Origin of the sequence: Pseudomonas sp. NBRC 111143, assembly GCF_001320965.1 — a bacterium.
Taxonomy (GTDB): Bacteria; Pseudomonadota; Gammaproteobacteria; order Pseudomonadales; family Pseudomonadaceae; genus Aquipseudomonas; species Aquipseudomonas machongensis.
Genome location: NZ_BCBT01000070.1, coordinates 1 through 20,494 on the forward strand (window position 1 = coordinate 1; position 20,494 = coordinate 20,494).

Consider the following 20,494-nt stretch of genomic DNA (forward strand, 5'->3'; position numbering starts at 1 on the left):
CGGCGCCTACACCTACCCGCTGCTGATCAAACGCCTGCTGATGTCTGGCAGCCGCTACGAAAAGACCCGTGAAATCGTCTACCGCGACAAGGTGCGGCTGACCTATCCCGAACTCGGCGAGCGCATCGCCAGGCTGGCCAACGTGCTCACCGAAGCCGGGGTCAAGGCCGGTGACACGGTGGCGGTGATGGACTGGGACAGCCACCGCTATCTGGAGTGTATGTTCGCCATCCCGATGATCGGCGCGGTGGTGCACACCATCAACGTGCGCCTGTCTCCCGAGCAGATCCTCTACACCATGAACCACGCCGAAGACCGCTTCGTGCTGGTCAACAGCGATTTCGTCGGCCTCTACCAGGCCATCGCCGGGCAACTGACCACGGTCGACAAGACCCTGCTGATCACCGATGGCCCGGACAAGACCGCCGAGCTGCCGAACCTGGTCGGTGAGTACGAGCAACTGCTCGCCGCCGCCAGCCCACATTACGACTTCCCCGACTTCGACGAGAACTCGGTGGCCACCACCTTCTACACCACCGGTACCACCGGCAACCCCAAGGGCGTGTACTTCACCCACCGTCAACTGGTGCTGCACACCCTGGCCGAAACCTCGGTGCTCGGCAGTCTCGACAGCGTGCGCCTGCTCAGCACCAACGACGTCTACATGCCGATCACGCCGATGTTCCACGTGCATGCCTGGGGCATCCCCTACGCGGCGACCATGATGGGCATCAAGCAGGTGTATCCGGGGCGCTATGAGCCGGACATGCTGATCAAGCTGTGGCGCGAGGAAAAGGTCACCTTCTCCCACTGCGTGCCGACCATCCTGCAGATGCTGCTCAACTGCCCTTCAGCCAAGGGCCAGGATTTCGGTGGCTGGAAGGTGATCATCGGCGGCAGCGCGCTCAACCGGGCGCTGTACGAGGCTGCCCTGGCGCGGGGCATCCAGCTCACTGCGGCCTATGGCATGTCGGAAACCTGCCCGCTGATCTCCTGCGCGCACCTGAACGAAGAACTGCTGGCCGGTGGTGAAGACGAGCGCGTCAGCTACCGCATCAAGGCCGGCGTACCCGTACCCTTGGTGGAGGCGGCCATCGTCGACGACCAGGGCAACTTCCTGCCCGCCGACGGCGAGGCCCAGGGCGAGCTGGTGCTGCGCGCCCCCTGGCTGACCATGGGCTATTTCAACGAACCGGAAAAGAGCAACGAGTTGTGGGCTGGCGGCTGGTTGCACACCGGCGATGTCGCCACGCTCGATGGCATGGGCTACATCGATATCCGCGACCGCATCAAGGATGTGATCAAGACCGGTGGCGAATGGATCTCGTCCCTCGATCTTGAAGACCTGATCAGCCGTCACGTTGCCGTGCGCGAGGTGGCGGTGGTCGGCGTGCCCGATCCGCAGTGGGGCGAGCGGCCATTCGCGCTGCTGGTGGTGCACGAAAGCCAGCAGCTGGACGCCAAAATGCTCAAGGAGCATCTCAAGCCGTTCGTCGAGTTGGGGCACATCAACAAGTGGGCGATTCCGAGCCAGATCGCCGTTGTTACTGAAATTCCCAAGACCAGCGTGGGCAAGCTCGACAAGAAGCGTATCCGCGTGGACGTCACCCAGTGGCAGGCCAGTAACAGTACCTTCCTCTCGACCCTGTAACACTTGCCCGGGTCACGCCTGTTCTGGCGTGACCCGCGTGTTAGAGGTATCGCGCCTTGTCAAACGACGAAATTGAGCCATGCTTCTGCACTGCCAGCGATCGAAGTGGCCATTTGCGATGCCTCTGCTTGCGAGACGCAAATCACACTTTAGAGGGATCAAGCGCGTGTGGCCGCTGGCTATAGTCGGGTCAGGGGATTTTCAGAAATGGGGGAGGGCGCACGCGCATGCCGTGCTGCCTCTGGCAGGAGCCTGCTCGCAGCGCTCGGGGCCGTTTCTGAAAGGACTCACTGCCATAACAAAAAAGTACATGGAGTAGCGTCGATGACATCTGCAAACCCGTTCTGGCGCCGGGCCAAGCTGCCCTTGGCCGTCAGCCTCGCTTCCACGCTCGCAAGTCCCGCATTCGGTGTGAGTTTCAACATCGGGGAAATCGAAGGTCAGTTCGACTCATCGCTCTCCATCGGGGCCAGCTGGTCGACTGCCAATCCCAACAAGAACCTGATCGGCGTCAACAACGGTGGCAAGGGCCTGTCCCAGACCTCCGACGATGGCCACCTGAACTTCAAGAAAGGCGAGACCTTCTCCAAGATCTTCAAGGGTATCCACGATCTCGAACTCAAGTACGGCGACACCGGCGTCTTCGTCCGTGGCAAGTACTGGTACGACTTCGAGCTCAAGGACGAAGGCCGCGAGTTCAAGGATATCAGCGACTCGGGGCGCAAGTCGGGGGCCAAGTCCTCGGGCGCGCAACTGCTCGACGCGTTCATCTACCACAACTACGCCATCGCCGACATGCCGGGTTCGGTGCGCTTCGGCAAGCAGGTGGTGAGCTGGGGTGAAAGTACCTTCATCGGGGGCGGCATCAACTCGATCAACCCAATCGACGTCGCTGCCTTCCGTCGCCCAGGCGCCGAGATCAAGGAAGGCCTGATCCCGGTCAACATGTTCTACATCTCCCAGAGCCTGACCGACAACCTGTCGGCCGAAGCCTTCTATCAGCTCGAATGGGACCAGACCGTCACCGACAACTGCGGCACCTTCTTCTCCCAGCCCGACATCATCTCCGACGGCTGCACCGACAACCTGCGCGTGCTCAACAGCAGCCGCACGGTGCCGGGCGCAGCGCAGCAGTTCCTCGCCACCCGTGGCGTGAACATCAACGAAGAAGGCGTGATGGTGCGCCGTGGCCCGGACCGCGACGCGCGTGACAGCGGCCAGTTCGGCGTGGCGCTGCGCTACATGTTCGAACCGCTGGACACCGAGTTCGGTGCCTACTTCATGAACTACCACAGCCGTGCGCCGATCTTCAGCGCCACCGGTGCCTCGCCTGCGGTGTTCGCCGGCATTCCGTCGCTGCCGGCCAGCCTGCGCCCGCTGGCGCCGCTGATCGTCGCGGGCAACTCGCAGTACTTCGTCGAGTACCCTGAAGACATCCGCCTGTACGGCCTGAGCTTCTCCACCACCCTGCCCACCGGCACGGCGTGGAGCGGTGAAATCAGCTACCGTCCCAACGCTCCTGTGCAGTTGAATACCACCGACATCCTGTTCGCCGGTGTGCGTCCACTGGGCGGCGCCCTGGCCAACGCTTCGCTGCTCAACGGTACCCCGGGTCAGGACCTGCACGGCTATCGCCGCAAGGAAATCACCCAGTTCCAGACCACCCTGACGCACTTCTTCGACCAGGTGATGGGCGCCAGCCGCATGACCGTGGTAGGCGAACTGGGCGTCACCCATGTGGGCGGCCTGGAGAGCGCACACGACACCCGTTACGGCCGTGATCCGGTATTCGGCCCAGGCCCGCTGCCGGCCACCGGCGGCGCCAACACCTGCCAGGCACTCAATGCCAGCACCATCGCCGGTGCCGGTGCAGGCGCCTCGACCACCAACCTCAACCGCAAGTGCGAAAACGACGGCTATACCACCAGCACCTCCTGGGGGTATCGCGCCCGGGTGATCTGGGACTACAACGACGTCTTCGCCGGGGTCAACCTCAAGCCCAACGTGGCCTGGTCCCACGACGTGTCCGGCTACTCGCCAGGCCCTGGTGGCAACTTCGAGGAAGGCCGCAAGGCGATCAGCCTGGGCCTGGACGCCGAGTACCAGAACACCTACACGGCGAGCCTGTCGTACACCAACTTCTTCGATGGCAAGTACAGCACCGTGGATGACCGCGACTTCGTCGCCCTCAGCTTCGGCGTGAACTTCTAAGAACTCTGATCCAGGACGACAACGATGAAGATGACCACAAGTCTGCTGAAAGCCGGTGTGCTGGGCATGTCCCTGCTGGCGACCAGCGTCATGGCTGCGGTTTCCGCCGATGAGGCGGCCAAGCTCGGTACCACGCTCACGCCGATGGGCGCGGAGAAGGCCGGTAACGCCGATGGCTCGATTGGCCCTTGGGAGCCGCTGTCCAAGACCGCCGGCAGTGTCGATGCCAGGGGCTTCCTGTCCGACCCGTACGGCAGCGAAAAGCCACTGTTCACCATCACCGCCGCGAACGCCGACCAGTACAAGGACAAGCTGGCCCCTGGCCAACTGGCGATGCTCAAGCGCTATCCGGACACCTACAAGCTGCCGGTGTACAAGACCCACCGCGGCGCCACCGTGCCGGATGCCGTGTACGCCGACATCAAGTCCAACGCCACCCAGACCACCCTGGTCGAAGGCGGCAACGGCCTGAACAACTTCCGCGGCGCGATCCCGTTCCCGATTCCCAAGAGCGGTGTCGAGGTGATCTGGAACCACATCACCCGTTATCGCGGTGGCAGTGTGTCGCGTCTGGTCACCCAGGCCACGCCGCAGCAGAACGGTTCCTATAGCCTGGTGTATTTCAACGACCAGTTCGTGTTCCGCGACAAGATGAGGGACTACGACCCGAACAACCCGGGCAACGTGCTGTTCTACTTCAAGCAGGAAGTGACTGCGCCGGCGCGTCTGGCCGGGACCGTGCTGCTGGTGCACGAGACCCTCGATCAGGTCAAGGAACCGCGCAAGGCGTGGATCTACAATGCCGGCCAGCGCCGTGTGCGCCAGGCACCGCAGGTTTCCTACGACGGCCCGGGTACCGCCGCCGACGGCCTGCGCACCTCCGACAACCTGGACATGTACAACGGCGCGCCGGACCGCTACGACTGGAAGCTCGAAGGCAAGAAGGAGATGTACATCGCCTCCAACGCCTACAAGCTCGACGATCCGAAGCTCAAGTACGCCGACATCATCAAGGCCGGCCACATCAACCAGGACCTGACTCGCTACGAGCTGCGTCGTGTGTGGCATGTGGTCGCGACCCTGAAGCCAGGCCAGCGCCACATTTACGCCAAGCGTGACTTCTACATCGACGAAGATACCTGGCAGGCCGCGGTGATCGACCAGTACGACGGGCGCAACCAGCTGTGGCGCGTGTCCGAGGCGCATGCCCAGCCGTACTACAACAACCAGGTGCCGTGGTACACCCTCGAAGCGATCTACGACCTGCAATCGGGCCGTTACCTGGCGCTGGGCATGAAGAACGAGGAGAAAGAATCCTACAACTTCAACTTCACCGCCAACAAGGCTGACTTCCAGCCTGCGGCCCTGCGTCAGAGTGGTATACGTTAAGCTGCAACCAACTCCGTGTAATCTCCCAGAACGCCCCGGCTTGCCGGGGCGTTTCTGTTCCGGTCGGTTCACCAGGCTGACCCGGATCAACCCCGCTAAGCTTGAATCTTCCAGAATCAGCCTTATCTATTGGTCATCTCAGGCAGGTTCTTCATTACAGGTGCTGTCCATCGCTCCGCCTGCCCTTTAAAGGAAGGTATCCCCATGCGAATAGACCGACTGACAAGCAAGCTGCAACTGGCATTATCCGATTCCCAATCCCTGGCCGTTGGCATGGACCATCCGGCCATCGAACCTGTGCATCTGCTGCAGGCTCTGATCGAGCAGCAGGGCGGTTCGATCAAGCCCCTGCTGATGCAGGTAGGCTTCGACATCAGCAGCCTGCGCAAGGCGCTGACCAAAGAGCTCGACCAGCTGCCGAAAATCCAGAACCCCACGGGCGACGTGAACATGTCCCAGGACCTGGCGCGCCTGCTCAACCAGGCTGACCGCCTGGCCCAGCAGAAGGGCGACCAGTTCATTTCCAGCGAGCTGGTGCTGCTCGCCGCCATGGACGAGAACAGCAAGGTTGGCAAGCTGCTGCTTGGCCAGGGCGTGAGCAAGAAGGCCCTGGAAAACGCCATCAACAACCTGCGCGGCGGCGAGGCGGTCAATGATGCCAACGCCGAGGAATCGCGCCAGGCGCTGGACAAGTACACCGTCGACCTGACCAAGCGTGCCGAAGAAGGCAAGCTCGATCCGGTGATCGGCCGTGACGACGAAATTCGCCGCACCGTGCAGGTACTGCAACGCCGCACCAAGAACAACCCCGTGCTGATCGGCGAGCCCGGCGTCGGCAAGACCGCCATCGCCGAAGGCCTGGCCCAGCGCATCATCAATGGCGAAGTGCCCGATGGCCTCAAGGGCAAGCGCCTGCTCGCCCTGGACATGGGCGCGCTGATCGCCGGTGCCAAGTACCGCGGTGAGTTCGAAGAGCGCCTCAAAGGCCTGCTCAACGAGCTGTCCAAGCAGGAAGGCCAGATCATCCTGTTCATCGACGAGCTGCATACCATGGTCGGCGCCGGCAAGGGCGAGGGCGCGATGGACGCTGGCAACATGCTCAAGCCGGCCCTGGCCCGTGGCGAGCTGCACTGCGTTGGCGCCACCACGCTCAACGAGTACCGCCAGTTCATCGAGAAGGACGCAGCGCTCGAGCGGCGTTTCCAGAAGGTGCTGGTCGAGGAGCCGAGCGAGGAAGACACCATTGCCATCCTGCGTGGCCTGAAAGAGCGCTATGAAGTGCACCACAAGGTTGCCATCACCGACGGTGCGATCATCGCTGCGGCCAAGCTCAGCCACCGCTACATCACCGACCGCCAGCTGCCGGACAAGGCCATCGACCTGATCGACGAGGCCGCCAGCCGCATCCGCATGGAAATCGACTCCAAGCCAGAGGTGCTCGACCGTCTTGACCGTCGCCTGATCCAACTGAAGGTGGAGTCCCAGGCTCTGAAGAAGGAAGAGGACGAAGCGGCGAAGAAGCGCCTGGAAAAACTCACCGAGGAAATCGAGCGCCTTGAGCGCGAATATTCCGATCTCGAGGAAATCTGGGCATCGGAAAAAGCCGAGGTACAGGGTTCGGCGCAGATCCAGCAAAAGATCGAACAGGCTCGCCAGGAGCTCGAGGCCGCCCGCCGCAAAGGCGACCTGAGCCGCATGGCCGAGTTGCAATACGGGGTGATCCCCGACCTGGAGCGCAGCCTGCAGATGGTCGATCAGCACGGCAAGACCGAGAACCAGTTGCTGCGCAACAAGGTTACCGAGGAAGAGATCGCCGAGGTCGTCTCCAAGTGGACCGGCATCCCGGTGTCGAAGATGCTCGAAGGCGAGCGCGAGAAGCTGCTGAAGATGGAAGGCCTGCTGCACGAGCGGGTGATCGGTCAGGACGAGGCCGTCACTGCCGTGGCCAACGCCGTGCGCCGGTCGCGTGCCGGGTTGTCCGACCCGAATCGCCCGAGCGGCTCGTTCCTGTTCCTCGGCCCGACCGGCGTGGGCAAGACCGAGCTGTGCAAGGCGCTCGCCGAATTCCTCTTCGACACCGAGGAGGCCATGGTGCGCATCGACATGTCCGAGTTCATGGAGAAGCACTCCGTCGCTCGCCTGATCGGCGCACCACCAGGCTATGTGGGTTATGAGGAGGGCGGCTACCTGACCGAAGCGGTGCGTCGCAAGCCCTACTCGGTGGTCTTGCTCGATGAGGTGGAGAAGGCGCACCCGGATGTGTTCAACGTGCTCCTGCAGGTACTTGAGGATGGCCGTCTGACCGACAGCCACGGGCGTACCGTTGATTTCCGCAACACGGTCATCGTCATGACCTCCAATCTGGGCTCGGCGCAGATTCAGGAATTGGTCGGCGACCGTGAGGCGCAACGTGCAGCGGTGATGGATGCGGTGGGTTCGCACTTCCGTCCGGAGTTCATCAACCGGATTGACGAAGTGGTGGTGTTCGAGCCGCTGGGCCGCGAGCAGATCGCCGGTATTACCGAGATCCAGCTGGGCCGCCTGCGCGGTCGTCTGGCCGAGCGCGAGCTGTCCCTGAGCCTGAGTCCGGAAGCCCTCGACAAGCTGATTGCCGTTGGCTACGACCCGGTGTATGGCGCACGGCCGCTCAAGCGTGCGATCCAGCGCTGGATCGAGAACCCGCTGGCGCAACTTATCCTCGGTGGCCAGTTCGTGCCGGGTGCGGCGATCACGGCGAAGGTGGAAGGCGACGAGATCGTCTTTGCCTGAGGGTGTTGCCATCGCGGGCTTGCCCCGCGATGGCACCTGCGCAACCCCGCAAACCCCTGATTTTTCGGCGCTGGATCTAACTCGCTGAAAATTTTGAAAAAAATGCTTGCACAAAAAAACGAGTGCCCCTAATATTCGCCCCGCTGTCAGGCACTACGCAGATCACCGGCGGTAAAGATGATCTGAAAACAACTTACAAATCAGTAAGTTGGGTAAAAAAAAAGTGGTTGACAAGCAAAACGAAGAATGTAGAATAGCCGACCTCAGCAGCGACAACGCTAAAGAGATTGAAGCTAACACAAGCTTCGAAGCTGTAAGAGTTGTACGAAGTTCAGTTCCGCGATAGCTCAGTCGGTAGAGCAAATGACTGTTAATCATTGGGTCCCTGGTTCGAGTCCAGGTCGCGGAGCCAATTTCGGGGTGTAGCGCAGTCCGGTAGCGCGCCTGCTTTGGGAGCAGGATGTCAGGAGTTCGAATCCCCTCACCCCGACCATTTTCCGGGTCGTTAGCTCAGTTGGTAGAGCAGTTGGCTTTTAACCAATTGGTCGTAGGTTCGAATCCTACACGACCCACCATGTAAAAAGGGCATCTCGTATGAGATGCCCTTTTTCTTTTGTCTCGAGAAAATCATTTCGTAACTCGCGGCTGTTTTCCTGGGGTACGTACCAACTGTCCTGTGCAAAATCGGAAGGCCAGCCACAATCTCTGTGGCAGCGCCGACTTGGCGCGCGAGGGGCTGCTGGATATCCTCCCAGCGATTATCATTCGACCAGCCTGCTGCCGCGGTCAATCTCGGCACCGCCGAGCACAGCGGCATCGGTTTGCCCCGTATCGTGCAAAGGGTCAGTGCTGCGAGGGCTGCATGACCGTGGCGATATCCGCGTCGGTGCGGCAGGTCTGGCGAGAAGCGAAGAGGGTGTACTGATGGCAGGCAGGTTGATTTACCTGATCGGGCCGTCCGGATCCGGCAAGGACAGCCTGCTGGACGCCGCCCGCGAACAACTGACAGCGCGTGGCTGTCGCATTGCCCGGCGGGTCATCACCCGGTCTGCCGAAGCGATGGGCGAAGCCGCCCTGGCGGTGAGCGCCGCACAGTTCGAGCAGATGCGCGAGGACGGCGCATTTGCCCTGCACTGGCAGGCCAATGGCCTGCATTACGGCATTCCACGGGTCATCGACCAGTGGCTGGGGGAAGGGCACGACGTGCTGGTGAACGGCTCGCGTGGCTACCTGAACACGGCGCGGCAGCGTTATCCGAATTTGCAGGTGGTGCTGCTCAGTGTCGAACAGGACATCCTGCGCCAGCGCCTGCTGGCGCGGGGGCGTGAGTCGCAGGAGGAAGTGGAGGCGCGCCTGGCGCGTAATGCCCGCTTTGCCAGCGAAGCGCGCGAGGCCGACCCCGGCTTGCTGGTGCTCGACAACTCCGGGCCACTGGCCGACACCGTCTCGCGTCTGCTCGCGCACCTGGAGCGGCCATGCAACTGACCCTGCTTGGCACTCTGCCCTGCCGGTCACGCCAGAGCTTGCGGCACCTGCGCGGCGACGTGCTCGCAAAAAGGGCCGCAAAGCGGCCCTCGTGATCTCAGCTGATCAGTGCAGCTTCAGGCGCGGCTCGGTGCCGCGGCCGATCTTGCTGCCGATCATCAACATCGCCGTGCGGAACACCCCATACAGCGCCATCTGGTGCATGCGGTACAGCGACACATAGAACATCCGCGCCAGCCAACCCTCCAGCATCACGCTGCCGGTCAGGTTGCCCATCAAGTTGCCCACCGCCGAGAACCGCGACAGTGACACCAGCGAGCCGTAGTCCTTGTACGCGTAGGTTGGCAACGGCTTGTTCTCCAGCCGCGCCTTCAGGCTCTTGGCCAGCATCGAAGCCTGCTGGTGCGCCGCCTGCGCCCGTGGCGGCACATTGCGGTCGCTGCCTGGTTGCGGGCAGGCGGCGCAGTCGCCGAAGGCGAAGATGTCGTCATCCCGCGTGGTCTGCAGCGTAGGACGCACCACCAGCTGGTTGATCCGGTTGGTCTCCAGGCCGTCGATATCCTTGAGGAAGCCCGGCGCACGAATACCTGCCGCCCACACCTTCAGGCTCGCCTGGATCACTTCGCCAGTCGCGGTTTTCAGTCCTTCCTCGGTCACTTCGCTGACCGCAGCGTTGGTCATCACCGTCACCCCGAGTTTCTCCAGGGTCTTGTGCACCGGCACGCTGATGCGCTCCGGCAGTGCTGGCAGCACGCGCGGGCCAGCCTCGATCAGGGTGATGTGCATGTCCTTGGGCTGGATGCGGTCCAGGCCGTAGGCCGCCAGCTCGTGGGCTGCGTTGTGCAGCTCCGCCGCCAGTTCCACACCGGTCGCACCGGCGCCGACGATGGCCACGCTGATCTGCTCGCTGGCCTGATCGCCCGCGTGGGCACGCAGGTAGTGGTTGAGCAGTTGCTGGTGGAAGCGCTCGGCCTGCTTGCGGCTGTCGAGGAACAGGCAGTGCTGCGCCGCGCCCAGGGTGCCGAAGTCGTTGGTGTTGCTGCCTACGGCGATTACCAGCGTGTCGTAGCCCAGGGTGCGCGCCGGCAGCAGCTCGCGGCCTTCTTCGTCGAGGGTCGCGGCCAGCTGGATCTGCTTGCCTTCACGGTCCAGGCCGCTCATGCGCCCCAGCTGGAAGTTGAAGTGGTTCCACTTGGCCTGGGCCACGTAGTTCAGCTCGTCTTCCGAGGAGTTCAGCGAACCGGCAGCCACTTCGTGCAGCAGCGGTTTCCAGATGTGCGTCAGGTTGGCGTCGACCAGAGTGATCTCGGCGCGCTTGCGCTTGCCGAGGCTCTTACCCAGGCGGGTCGCCAGTTCCACGCCGCCGGCGCCGCCGCCGACAATCACGATGCGATGAGTCATGGGGATATCTCACAAGTTTTACGGAATTCCTGGACACAAGGTCCGGCCGCTGCGTGCGAGAGAGGAGGGCGAGCGCAAGGCAGCTCATAGCACCAGACCACTCAGCAAGCGGCTCAACAGGCCCAGACCAATGGTCACGATCACCACCAGGGCAAGGAGCAGCCAGGGCCTGAAAGGCTTGCGCTCGACTTGATGCTGGGGGGCTCGCAGATACTCATCGACGCGACGCTGATCTTCCGGATTCAGGCGGCTGGTCATGGTGGGCCTCGTGGGTAGACGCTTGGGATGACGAGAACGCTACAACCTTTCCTGCAGCGTTATCGCAAGCACGTGAAACAAATGATAATACCTTTCATCTCCGCCGCCGAGTGTACGCCATCGCAAAGACACCCGGCACGCGATCAAAGACTGATACCGACATCGAACAGAATACTGCGCCCCAGGTTGCCGCGCAGGAAATCCGGCGCGTCCGGGTGGGCGAACAGCACCCGGGCGAAGGTCGGCCCTACCAGCGACAACGAGCGCCAGCCCTGGCGCAGGTATTCGGTGGGCGGTGGGAAATGGCTGTTGAGGTCGAGCACCTCGCGCTTGAGGCTGGCGAAGGCGATGATGTCCAGCTCGCCCAAGTCCAGCCCGCGCTCGCGATAGTTGTGCGCCTTCTTGCGCAGGGTCGGGGCCAGGCGCGCGAGCAGCTCCTGTGCGCTGATTCGCCGGGGGCGCGCCTCGCGGCGCACCAGTTGGGCCAGGGAGAAGGCACTGCGCCGACGCTGCAGCTCCTCGCGCCATTCGTCGTTGAGCCGACGCCCTTCGTCGAGGACGAAGAACACCTCGAACGCCGCATCGCGAAACAGCACGTCAGGCGGCTCCTGGCCGGCCGGGGTGAAGTCTTCGCTGCGGTAGGGAATGTTCAACCCTTGCAGCAGGCGCTGGCAGACCCAACGCTCACGCTCCCATTTGCGGGCATTGGACAGGAACGCGTTGGCTTGTTCGGCCTGGATGGTAAGCAGGCGCAGGTAGTCTGAGTCATCCATGGGAACAAGCTTAGCCTGCAATTGTGAAGGATAAGGGCTTGTTTGTTCGTGGGAATCGTCATCAGGGAATGGGTGTAGACTCGAAAGCATCCGACATGCACGCGAGGTCGCGGTGATCAGCGCACAGGTCCTGTCCTCCACCAGTCTCACGCTTGGCTGGCTGGCCTATGTTCCCCTGTTGATCTGGGCGGCCAGTCGCACCCGCTGGGTCGAGCTGTTCAGCGACCCGCGCCGCCAGCACCTGCTGTTCGGCACCGTGTTCGGCCTGTTCGCGCTGTGGCTGGTGCGGCGCGATTTCGACACTGGCGTGTCCTATCACTTCATCGGCATGACCGCCGTGACCCTCCTGCTGGACTGGCCGCTGGCCATACTCGGCGGCTTTCTCGCCCAGCTCGGCCTGCTCGCCCTTGGCCGCCAGGACCTGGCAGCGCTGGGCGTCAACGGCCTGTTGATCATCGGCTTGCCGGTGCTGGTCACCGAGGTGTGCGCGATCCTGGTCGAACGCGCCCAGCCGCGTAACCTGTTCGTCTATATCTTCTGTTCGGGATTCTTCGCGGCCGCCCTGGCGACCTTGCTGTGCCTGATGGCCGCGTTGGGTGTGCTATGGCTGGACGGGCTGTTCGCCATGCCCGAGTGGCTCAGCGATTTCGTCGGCTACCTGTGGCTGATGATGTTCCCCGAGGCCTTCATCAACGGCACCGTGATCAGCGCCCTGGTGGTGTTCTGCCCCGAGTGGCTGGAAACCTTCAACCGCACCCGCTATCTGCAGGCCCCATGGAAGGATGACGAGGGCCAGGGGAAGGACTGAATCGCCTCTAAAAACGCCTGTAGAAACCCTCTGCGGGAATGGCACCAGCAAAGCCTGGGCCATCCCCACCCCTCATCAAATCAATGCCGAGGCTCAAGATCCCCCGAATACAGCTCATCCTCCGACTCCGGCGCCGCTGGAATCTTGTGCTCCTCGGCCGCCCAGGCCCCCAGGTCGATCAGCTTGCAGCGATCCGAGCAGAACGGCCGGTTCGGGCTCTTCTCGCTCCATTCCACAGGTGCGCCACAGGTCGGGCAATCGACGGTCATTGGCTGGCTCAAGGCTGGCCTCCTCGCAAAGTCAGGTAAAAGGCATGCAACTGGTCGATCTGCTCATGCAGCCACGGCAGGTCGCGGTCATTGACCACCACATCGTCGGCATGGCGCAGGCGCTCTTCCCGCGCCAACTGCGCCTTGAGAATCGCCTGCACCTGCTCCTCGCTGGTGTTGTCACGCTGCAGCGTGCGCGCGATCTGCAGCGCTTGCGGCACATCGATCACCAGGATGCGCTGGGTCTTCTGGTACTGCCCCGACTCGATCAGCAGCGGCGACACATACACCGCATAGGGCGACTCGGCCTTGGCCAGGTAGCTGAAGATCTCCTGCCCGATCAGCGGGTGCAGCAGTTGCTCGAGCCAGCGCCGCTGCGCAGGGTCGGCAAAGATCTGCTGGCGCAGGGCCGAGCGATCAAGGGTGCCGTCATCCAGCAGCACGCCCGCACCAAAGCGCTCGACGATGCTCGCCAGCGCCGGCCGACCCGGCTCGACCACCCAGCGCGCCGCCTGGTCGGCATCCACCAGGTGCACGCCAAGCTCGACGAAGCGCTCGGCGGCGGCGCTCTTGCCGCTGCCGATGCCGCCGGTCAGTCCGAGAATCCAGGGGGTAAATGCAGCAGTGGTCATCAGTATCCGAGCAGTTGCATGTAAGAAGCGTATATTTCATCACCCCAGAGCCATGCGATCCAGCCCGCAATTGCCAGATAGGGCCCAAAAGGCATCGTTGCCCCCAGCGAAGCCTTGCGCAGCCGCAGCAGACACAGCCCGATCACCGCCCCCACCACCGACGACAGCAACAGTGTCAGCGGCAGCACCTGCCAGCCGCCCCAGGCGCCCAGCAGCGCCAGCAGCTTGAAATCGCCATAGCCCAGGCCCTCCTTGCCGGTGACCAGCCGAAACAGCCAATACACCGACCAAAGGCTCAGGTAACCGACCACCGCACCCCACAGCGCATCGGCCAACGGCACGAATACCCCGAAGGCATTGACCACCAGCCCCAGCCACAGCGTCGGCAGTACCAGCACATCCGGCAGCAATTGATGCTCCGCATCGATCAGGCTCAGGGCCAGCAGGCACCACGTCAGCACCAGCGCCAACAGCGCCTGCACGCTCACCCCGAAATGCCACGCCACCACCAGCGACAGCCCCGCGCAGGCCAGTTCCACCAGCGGATAACGCAGGCTGATCCGCCCCTTGCACGCCGAGCAGCGCCCACGCAGGGCCAGGTAACTCACGACCGGAATGTTTTCCCACGCCCGAATCCGATGCCCGCAGCCCGGGCAGTGCGAGGCCGGCAGGCACAGGTCGAAACGCTCATGCGCCTCCACCGGCATCCCCAGCACCTCACGCGCCTCGTTCTGCCACTGGCGTTCGAGCATCACCGGCAACCGATGCACCAGCACATTCAGAAAACTGCCCACCAGCAGCCCGAGCACGGCTGCACTCGCCAGGAAGAACCCTGGCTGGTCGGCAAGAAAAGTCCACAGATTCATGTCAGATCAGGCTACCCAACTGGAAGATCGGCAAGTACATGGCCACCACCAGGCCACCCACCAGAACACCGAGGATCAGCACGATGGCTGGCTCCAGCAGGCTGGTCAACTGCTCCAGCGCTTGTCCGACCTGCTCCTCGTAATGACAGGCCGCCTTGTTCAGCATCGCTTCCAGCGTGCCGCTCGACTCACCGATCGCCGTCAACTGCACCAGCAGCGGCGCGAACAACGGCTCCAGCGCCATCGCCTGATGCAGCCCCAAGCCATTGGCCATGCCTTGGCGCAACTGGCGGATCGCCCGCTCGTGCAAGGCATCGCCGCTCGCCGCCGCCACGGTTTCCAGCGCATCGAGCAACACCACCCCCGAACCATAGGCCGTCCCCAGGCTGCGTGCGAAACGCGCCAACGCCGCATGGCTCAACAAGCGCCCGAACACCGGCACCCGCAGCGCTTGGCGAATCATCCACAACCGCCCCGGCAAGTGCTCCCGATACAGCTTGCGCACCGCCAGCCCCGCCACACCGAATATCCCCAGCGCACCGAGCAGATGCCGCCCCAGCGCGTCAGACAATTCGATAACCCACCGCGTAAAGACGGGCAACTCCTTGCCCACCCCCGCAAACATCCCCTCGAAACGTGGCACCACCTCCAGCAACAGCAACGCCGACACCCCAAGCCCCGTCAGCAGCAGAATGAGCGGATACAGCATTGCCTTGCGCACCCTGCGCCGCAGCGCCTGACGCCGTTCCAGCAGGTCTGCCAACTGCTCCAGTTGCCGATCCAGCGTCCCCGACTGCTCCCCGACCCGCACCAGGTTGCAGTACAACGCATCGAACCAACGGGGGTGCCGCTGCAGCGCATCCGCCAGCCCCAACCCTGCAGAAACATCCTGCTGCAAGCGCCCCAGCAACCGCACCATCCCAGCGTCTGCACCACTGCGCCCCATCACCTCGAACGCCTGCAACAGCGGTACCCCCGCTTTCAACAGCGTCGCCAACTGACGCGAAAACCCCGGTGCATCCACCTTCTCCCGCCGCACCGGCAGCTTCCAACCCCGCCCACCCGCCGGCCACACCCGCGCGCCCTTGATGCCCTGGCGCAACAACCCCGCCTGCACGAATGCCGGGCTACGCCCCTGCATCTGCCCACTGACCCGCGCCCCCTGCGCATCCACGCCTCGCCACGCATACAACCGAGTCGAATCCTTCATTCGCCAGCTCCTTGCCACACCCGACAAGCCCCGTAACAGCTTGCCGCGCCCATCCCAGGGCAGAAATTCCAGACGCTCACTAGAGTAGTTGAGCGGACACGACGTCCAGCCACGCAGGGGTGACAAAAGGTGTCCATTGGGCTCTACTGCGCCCCAGCCGACCCCGGCCCACCCAGCGGCTCGAGGCCTGACCGAATCGACAAGGAACCTGTTATGAAAGGGCAACGCGGTATCACCCTCATCGAACTGATGATCGTCGTCGCGATCATCGGCATCCTCGCGACCATCGCGATCCCCATGTACACCAACCACCAGGCCCGCACCAAAGCAGCGGCCGGCCTGCTGGAAATCTCCGCGCTCAAGACCCCGATGGACCTGCGCCTGAACGAAGGCAAGGACGTCGCCGACGTTGCCGCGCTAGGCGGACAACCCACGACCAACCACTGCGCCATCGTTGCCACCGGCAATGCGGCTGCAGGCACCGGCAGCATCGTTTGCACCCTCGCGGATGCGCCTGCGAACGTGGTGGGCAAGCGCCTGACACTGACCCGCGCGGCGACCGGGTGGGCGTGCAGTACCGACATCGAAGAGGATCTTGCGCCCAGTGGCTGTGCAGGTTCGGCGGGGCAGGGTGGGGCGCAGGGTAATAAGTGAAGGGAAACAGGGGTTTGCGTATGGATGGCGGCGGTGGTAGCTTTGCGGACACGCCGGTGTAGCTCAGTCGGTAGAGCAGCGCACTCGTAACGCGAAGGTCGCAGGTTCGATTCCTGTCTCCGGCACCAGAGACCAGTTTCCAGAAGTCTATGACTGTCTACGAAACACCCAGCAAAGCCCGCCTAGCGCGGGCTTTGTTGTTTTTGCCTGTCTCGTTTTGTCTCTGGGCATCTACGCGATTTAGGGATATGGTTAGGGATATCTCGGTTCGACAAGGAAACGTATCCCTATGGCGCGCACAGTGGTGCCTCTCACCGATCCCAAATGTGATGCGGCCAAGCCTCGGGAGAAGGATTACAAGCTGTTCGATGGCAAAGGCCTCTACCTGCTGGTGAAGCCGTCAGGGGTCAAGACCTGGCGTATGAAGTACACCAAACCTGATGGCCGTGATGGTTTAGCTACGTTTGGCAACTATCCGGCGCTCGGCTTGAAAGCGGCCAGGGAGCGACGCGCTCAGGCGCTTGAACTCCTTGCTGCTGGGAAAGACCCCATCGAGCAGGCGCGCTTGGACAAACAGGAAGCGGTCAATGCCCGAGCGAATACCTTCCGTTTGCTTGCACAGGAATGGCATGCGGCCTGCGCTCGTAAGTGGACACCTGGTCATGCCTCCACCGTTTGGCGACGCATTGAATCCCACCTGTTGCCCACTCTCGGTGATCGTCCGGTCGCGGAGCTGAAAACACGGGATCTGCTTGTTCCGCTGAAAGCGGCGGAAAAGCGGGATACCTTGGATACGGCTGCACGCTTACGCCAGTACATGACGGGCATCCTCCGTATGGCGGTTCAGCATGGCCATTTAGATTTCAACCCTGCGATCGATCTGCAAGGCGCCACGGCGACCCGCAAAACAGCGCACCGGCCTGCTTTGCCATTCGAGCGCTTACCTGAGCTTCTCCAGCGGATAGATGCCGACAGCGGGCGCGGCCTGACCAAGCTCGCGGTGCAGCTGACCTTGCTGGTGTTTATCCGCTCTAGTGAGCTCCGATTCGCTCGCTGGGGTGAGATCGACATGGGAAGGTTGATGTGGGAAATCCCTGGTGAGCGAGCGCCCATCGAGGGCGTAAAGAACTCCCATCGCGGTTCGAAGATGAGCACACCCCACTTGGTACCGCTCAGTCGCCAGTCAGTTAGTGTCTTGGAGCGAATCCGCGATCTCACCGGCCGATTCGACTTGGTATTTGCAGGTGATCACCATCACTGGAAACCCATGAGCGAAAACACCGTCAACAAGGCCCTTCGACGCATGGGTTATGACACGAAGTTAGAGTTGTGTGGCCACGGTTTCAGGACAATGGCTTGTTCAGCACTAGTTGAGTCGGGGTTGTGGAGTAAAGACGCCGTCGAACGACAGATGAGCCATCAGGAGCGAAACACGGTGCGCGCAGCGTATATCCACAAAGCAGAACACATTCAGGAGCGAAGGCTCATGGTGCAGTGGTGGGCAGATTATTTAGACGCCAATCGAATGGAAGCGATCACCCCATACGACTTTGCCCACCGAGATGCTGTCGCGAGCGACATTTGAGATTTCAAGCAACGCATGAGGCATCAAGAGCCAGCGATACGTTACGGTCGTCAATGCTCGTGGATCGTAGCCACTAATTGGGGTGTTTCATGTGCAACTCGTGTTTCGGGGCTGGTGGAACCGTTGAAAATCCTAGCCTCCGGACTGGTAACACATCGCTGGCCCACGCGGACAAGCAGGTGTATCAAAGCTATATGGTGTTTCGCACCACTGTTGCCTGTCGGCAGCATAGCGATCATCTATCGCGCAGGCTCATTTTTCGATCAAGGGGGCGTGGGGTGTGATCTGGTCCGAAAATGAGGTGGAGCAATTCACGTTCGAGCTTGCGAATACTGACATCAGTAGCCTGCTCGATGAGATCCAGATGATGGAGGATGCTGTAGCGGAAGTTGCACTTTTCCCTGAGTTTCGTGAGCACTTTCGCCAGGCATTTGATGTGATAAACGAGGCAGCTTCATATTGGCTCGAGGAAGGCTTGGGGTATTCCAGTCAAGCAAGGCGGGTAATCCATGAGACGTTCAGGCAGCGAGATCTCATTTACGAGCGATTGTGCTATGCCCAGTCGTTCTCGCTGCCGGATGTAGTGCGTCAGGTGCTAGGTCAAGTTGAAGCTATTTCTAGCTCTCGAATGGCGGCGAGCTACGCCTTCGCGCAAGCGCTGGACGCTGTTCAGGTGCTGGCTGACTGGTTGGGGAATGTTGAGCTCAATGTGTACGACATCAACCCTGACTTAGCCGAATTCCTAAGGCTGAATGATCCCGAGTTTTTTCACACCATGGTTGAGCGCCAACGCCGTACCCAACCGCGCAGGGAAGCTGAGGTCAGAGAGACCTTTGCCCAGTGGGTGGCTGAATCGGAAAAGGTTTTGATGCTTGCTGACCTTCATCGCCAGTCTGAAGTCGCGTTGAGCTCTGGGACGCTTCAGCCAGGTAGTTTTTTTCCAACAATGATCGACAAAATCTACACCGTGAAAAGCTCCGAGAGGGCGCGCTTGGCTGGCAAGGGGAACAGTCGGCCAGGTACCGCTACTCAAGATGGAAAGGCGAAGAAGCGGGAGCTCACTCGGGCCGCCGTTGAGCGTATCAAGAAGTCCTATCCTGAAATTGAACCTAAGGCACTGCTGTCCAGGTTGGTCGGCATAGAGGGAATCGGAACGCGCGACACGATAAGGGAAAATCTCAGAGCGCTGGGAGAGTACGGCCCGAGGAAAAAAAGAAAAACGAGCGGACCGTGTTGATTCGTTTTTGAGTTTTTAGTCTGTGCCTGTCTCTGTAGATATAGGCATGACTATGACCACTCTCTCCGCAGCAAACACCCTCCATTCTGGGCGCGACCCGCAGACCACACTGATACGCATCACTGAAGTGATGGCCATTGTCGGGTTGGCCCGCCCCACGATCTACAAGCTGATGCAGCAGGCCGAGAGTGGCTTTCCGCTGCCGGTGAAGCTGAGCAACAGCAACGCCCGGGGTGCCCCGGTAGCCTGGGTTCTTTCCGAGGTTCAAGCATGGACGCGTAGCCGCATTCAGGCTCGTGACCGGGTGGCAGCATGAGCGTGCGCCATTATCACTTCACTGGCCCATTCCATGATCCATATGGCGCAGCGTTCTGCCTCTACAAGCATGGGGATGTCAACTGGCGCCACAGGATCATTGCTGGAGTGAGTTGGAACGGCCAGTCCCAAGAGGCGTTCTTTTTCAACCCAGATGGCCTAGCCATTCCGCTGCGCGCGAACCCTTGGGAAATGCCCGCGTTCATGCGGAAGCATGGAATCCGTCGTGAGTTCTCCACCATCGTGGGAGAAGGGCCGTTCGCAATGGACAAACAGCGTCGTTTGGCTCTCACGGCCATGCAACTAGCTGAATGGGTAACCTACTGGTTCACCGATGAGAGTTATCTCTATTCGAATGATGTTGAGGTTTGGGAGGGCTGGGTAGCGAACGATCTGGAGGAGGAGCAGGCCACCAGCGAACAAAGTCATGCATTTGGACGAGACCAGACAGACCTGGATACTTTCGTAACTGAGTGCGTTGCAAAGCGTGAAGAGTGGCTCGCCGAGGAGTACCGCCGCCGGTGCAGGGAAGATGCGAGGATCTTCGCCTGGCTGAAAGGCGAAGGACCCCCACTAACACCCGGCAACTGACCGCTCCGGCCCGCACCGCTCAAACGAAAACGCCCCCGGCGGCTACCGAGGGCGTTGAGGTAAGTCTTCATGCCTGCTCAATCTAATCTTGCATTCGCGCTTATGCAAGTAAGTGCACCTGTTGCGCTTCTGATCACTCACGTTTACTCTGTAGTCGTCGCTGCAAATTCAGCGACCGACCTTGGCCGGTCGAACTACTCAAGGCGCACAAGCGCCCACCATACGATTGCAGGCGCTTTTTTTGTGCCCGCAGTTTCGTGTTATGGCGGCTGTGCGTGGGACACCTTCGGGTGTGCCGGGTGCCTTGAGTCCCGGTCGGCCAACCCGCGTACAGCCGTCACCATTCCTTGCTTGGCCGCAAGCGGTGATGGCTCCTCAACTCAAGGAGCA

18 protein-coding genes and 4 tRNA genes are annotated in these 20,494 nt (G+C 61.7%); 15 read left to right on the forward strand and 7 right to left on the reverse strand.

Translation table 11 applies throughout. The features are described from left to right. The 8 genes from APH44_RS26200 to phnN form a co-directional block, all read left to right on the forward strand. Positions 1-1,651: fatty acid--CoA ligase (locus tag APH44_RS26200; RefSeq protein WP_156343797.1), on the forward strand; the 1,651-nt coding region annotated here is incomplete at its 5' end. A gap of 324 nt (positions 1,652-1,975) precedes the next feature. Continuing rightward, positions 1,976-3,862, forward strand: a complete 1,887-nt coding sequence (locus APH44_RS26205; RefSeq protein ID WP_054895232.1) for a DUF1302 domain-containing protein — start codon at positions 1,976-1,978, stop codon at positions 3,860-3,862. 24 nt (positions 3,863-3,886) lie between these two features. Next, a complete protein-coding gene (locus APH44_RS26210) occupies positions 3,887-5,251 on the forward strand; it encodes a DUF1329 domain-containing protein (RefSeq protein ID WP_054895233.1) in 1,365 nt (454 codons plus the stop codon). 204 nt (positions 5,252-5,455) lie between these two features. Then, positions 5,456-8,020 (forward strand): ATP-dependent chaperone ClpB, encoded by a 2,565-nt coding sequence (gene clpB / locus APH44_RS26215; RefSeq protein ID WP_054895234.1) that lies wholly within the window; start codon positions 5,456-5,458, stop codon positions 8,018-8,020. A 336-nt stretch (positions 8,021-8,356) separates the two neighbouring features. Then, positions 8,357-8,432: transfer RNA gene (locus APH44_RS26220), tRNA-Asn, on the forward strand. 4 nt (positions 8,433-8,436) lie between these two features. Next, positions 8,437-8,513 (forward strand) — tRNA-Pro (locus tag APH44_RS26225). A 6-nt stretch (positions 8,514-8,519) separates the two neighbouring features. Further along, positions 8,520-8,595: transfer RNA gene (locus APH44_RS26230), tRNA-Lys, on the forward strand. Positions 8,596-8,944: 349 nt separating this feature from the next. Further along, complete coding sequence (gene phnN, locus APH44_RS26235; protein ID WP_054895235.1) at positions 8,945-9,505, forward strand: phosphonate metabolism protein/1,5-bisphosphokinase (PRPP-forming) PhnN; 561 nt, start codon at positions 8,945-8,947, stop codon at positions 9,503-9,505. Between the two features lie 105 nt (positions 9,506-9,610). Here phnN and APH44_RS26240 read toward each other — a convergent pair whose 3' ends face one another. The 3 genes from APH44_RS26240 to APH44_RS26250 all read right to left on the reverse strand — a co-directional run bounded on the left by APH44_RS26240 (position 9,611) and on the right by APH44_RS26250 (position 11,937). Continuing rightward, positions 9,611-10,906 (reverse strand): NAD(P)/FAD-dependent oxidoreductase, encoded by a 1,296-nt coding sequence (locus APH44_RS26240; protein WP_054895236.1) that lies wholly within the window; start codon positions 10,904-10,906, stop codon positions 9,611-9,613. Between the two features lie 84 nt (positions 10,907-10,990). After that, positions 10,991-11,164 carry a DUF3094 family protein gene (locus APH44_RS26245; RefSeq protein WP_054895237.1) on the reverse strand — a complete coding sequence of 58 codons (174 nt, stop codon included), beginning with the start codon at positions 11,162-11,164 and terminating at the stop codon, positions 10,991-10,993. Positions 11,165-11,307: 143 nt separating this feature from the next. Further along, positions 11,308-11,937 (reverse strand): DUF1780 domain-containing protein, encoded by a 630-nt coding sequence (locus APH44_RS26250; protein WP_054895238.1) that lies wholly within the window; start codon positions 11,935-11,937, stop codon positions 11,308-11,310. A gap of 112 nt (positions 11,938-12,049) precedes the next feature. Between APH44_RS26250 and APH44_RS26255 the strand changes: the two genes are divergently transcribed. Further along, on the forward strand, positions 12,050-12,745 hold the full coding sequence (locus tag APH44_RS26255; RefSeq protein WP_054895239.1) for an energy-coupling factor ABC transporter permease: 696 nt from the start codon (positions 12,050-12,052) through the stop codon (positions 12,743-12,745). A gap of 80 nt (positions 12,746-12,825) precedes the next feature. Here APH44_RS26255 and yacG read toward each other — a convergent pair whose 3' ends face one another. Genes yacG through APH44_RS26275 form a run of 4 tightly spaced genes read right to left on the reverse strand, consistent with a single transcriptional unit; the run spans position 12,826 to position 15,722 of the window. Continuing rightward, positions 12,826-13,026: a DNA gyrase inhibitor YacG gene (yacG, locus tag APH44_RS26260; RefSeq protein ID WP_054895240.1), complete on the reverse strand. Its 201-nt coding sequence runs from the start codon at positions 13,024-13,026 to the stop codon at positions 12,826-12,828. Continuing rightward, positions 13,023-13,646 (reverse strand): dephospho-CoA kinase, encoded by a 624-nt coding sequence (gene coaE, locus APH44_RS26265; RefSeq protein WP_054895241.1) that lies wholly within the window; start codon positions 13,644-13,646, stop codon positions 13,023-13,025. The genes yacG and coaE overlap by 4 nt, the downstream gene beginning before the upstream one ends. Then, the gene (locus APH44_RS26270) at positions 13,646-14,512 is read right to left on the reverse strand and encodes an A24 family peptidase (protein ID WP_054895242.1); all 867 of its coding nucleotides are present in this window, start codon (positions 14,510-14,512) and stop codon (positions 13,646-13,648) included. Before APH44_RS26270 ends, coaE begins: the two co-directional genes overlap by 1 nt. 1 nt (position 14,513) lies before the next feature. Then, positions 14,514-15,722, reverse strand: a complete 1,209-nt coding sequence (locus APH44_RS26275) for a type II secretion system F family protein (protein WP_054895243.1) — start codon at positions 15,720-15,722, stop codon at positions 14,514-14,516. A 213-nt stretch (positions 15,723-15,935) separates the two neighbouring features. On the opposite strand from APH44_RS26275, the gene APH44_RS26280 reads away from it, so the two are divergent. The 6 genes from APH44_RS26280 to APH44_RS26305 all read left to right on the forward strand — a co-directional run bounded on the left by APH44_RS26280 (position 15,936) and on the right by APH44_RS26305 (position 20,104). Then, the gene (locus APH44_RS26280) at positions 15,936-16,376 is read left to right on the forward strand and encodes a pilin (RefSeq protein WP_054895244.1); all 441 of its coding nucleotides are present in this window, start codon (positions 15,936-15,938) and stop codon (positions 16,374-16,376) included. A gap of 52 nt (positions 16,377-16,428) precedes the next feature. Next, positions 16,429-16,504 (forward strand) — tRNA-Thr (locus APH44_RS26285). 161 nt (positions 16,505-16,665) lie between these two features. Further along, positions 16,666-17,961 (forward strand): integrase arm-type DNA-binding domain-containing protein, encoded by a 1,296-nt coding sequence (locus tag APH44_RS26290; protein WP_054888523.1) that lies wholly within the window; start codon positions 16,666-16,668, stop codon positions 17,959-17,961. Between the two features lie 280 nt (positions 17,962-18,241). Then, a complete protein-coding gene (locus APH44_RS26295) occupies positions 18,242-19,198 on the forward strand; it encodes a hypothetical protein (RefSeq protein WP_054888524.1) in 957 nt (318 codons plus the stop codon). 46 nt (positions 19,199-19,244) lie between these two features. Continuing rightward, on the forward strand, positions 19,245-19,514 hold the full coding sequence (locus APH44_RS26300; protein ID WP_082420956.1) for an AlpA family transcriptional regulator: 270 nt from the start codon (positions 19,245-19,247) through the stop codon (positions 19,512-19,514). Then, a complete protein-coding gene (locus APH44_RS26305) occupies positions 19,511-20,104 on the forward strand; it encodes a hypothetical protein (protein WP_054888526.1) in 594 nt (197 codons plus the stop codon). The genes APH44_RS26300 and APH44_RS26305 overlap by 4 nt, the downstream gene beginning before the upstream one ends. The last annotated feature ends 390 nt before the right edge of the window (positions 20,105-20,494 follow it).